The sequence below is a fragment of the Amycolatopsis rhizosphaerae genome (assembly GCF_007713715.1).
In the GTDB taxonomy this organism is placed as follows: Bacteria; Actinomycetota; Actinomycetes; order Mycobacteriales; family Pseudonocardiaceae; genus Amycolatopsis_E; species Amycolatopsis_E rhizosphaerae.
In genome coordinates this window covers 1-1,231 of record NZ_VJWX01000865.1, presented here as the reverse complement: position 1 = coordinate 1,231, position 1,231 = coordinate 1, and the positions used below count along the sequence as shown (strand labels likewise).

Genomic DNA, 1,231 nt, shown 5'->3' with positions numbered 1-1,231 from the left:
CCCCAGAACGCATCCCGATCCGCCTCCGCCCGCGAATACCACCCCTCATCCGCATTCGCCCCCGCCGCAAACACCCCACTCGGCGGGAAGGACCGGTCTTCGGACAGCAGGTTCGACAGTCCGTTCGACTCCGGATTCGACTGTGCCTCGTTGCTCATGCCGCTCCTGTTCACTCGTCGCGGGTCGGGACGATAGGGGCCGGATGTGCCCCGGGTCACCGTCCGCACGACGGGCGGTAGCAATCCCGGGACGAGTGGTCGACGAACGTCGACCTACAATTCCGAACCATCCTTTCCGTCGACGGTGATGGGGTTGTGCATGCTGCAGGCCAGACCGGACCCGGCGGGTACGCTCGCGGCGGCCCGGCGGCTGGCTTCCGACGTCCGGCCCGGTATCGGCTCCCCCGCCGCCCGCCGGGCCCTGCGCCGGATCCGGCGCCTGCTCGGCGCCGGCGCGGCCGGGTTCGCCGACCTCGGCGGTGCCGTGACGTGGTCCGGTTCCGGTGCCCCGGGTCCGGAGGCCGCCTCCCTCGTGCAGGACGTGTTGCGCACCGAGGCGCCGCAGGGGAAACCTCCGCTGCTCGCGCTGCCCCTGCCGGTCCGGGACGAGCTCGCCGGAGTGCTGCTGGTGGCCGGGCCGGTGCGGACGGTAGCGGCGCGGGAGGTCGCGGCCCTCGTGGCGGACGCGCTGGAACGCGGCAAGCTGGAGGCCTCGGCCGAACACGCGGCCCAGGCGGAACTGCGGGCGCTGTCGGCGGAAATGTCCCCGCACTTCGTCTACAACGCACTCACCGTCATCGCCTCGCTGGTGACCTCCGAACCGGACCGCGCGCGCGAACTGATGCTGGACTTCGCCGACTACACCCGGCATAGCCTCGCCCGCCACAGCGAGTACACGATGCTGGCGGAGGAGTTCCACGCGATCGAGACCTATCTGGCCCTGCAGAAGGCGGTACTCGGCCAGCGGCTGCAGGTGCAGGTGCGGGTCGCCCCCGAGGTGCTCGCGGTCGCGGTGCCGTACCTGGTACTGGAACCGCTGGTGGAGAACGCGATCCGGCACGGCATCGAACCGCGGTCGGGAACCGGGACCGTGCTGGTGCGCGGGGAAGCCGAGGGGAACGACTGCGTGATCACGGTCGAGGACGACGGGGTGGGCATGGACCCGGAACACGACGCCGCGATCCTCGCCGGGCGGGGCAGCCCCGGCAGCGTCGGACTGGCCAATGTGGACC

At 71.6% G+C, this 1,231-nt stretch carries 1 protein-coding gene; it reads left to right on the top strand.

What is annotated here, in order from left to right; all coding sequences use genetic code 11:
• Positions 1 to 318 precede the first annotated feature (318 nt).
• The coding region (locus tag FNH05_RS37495) for a sensor histidine kinase (protein ID WP_144593558.1) at positions 319 to 1,231 on the top strand (913 nt) is incomplete at its 3' end.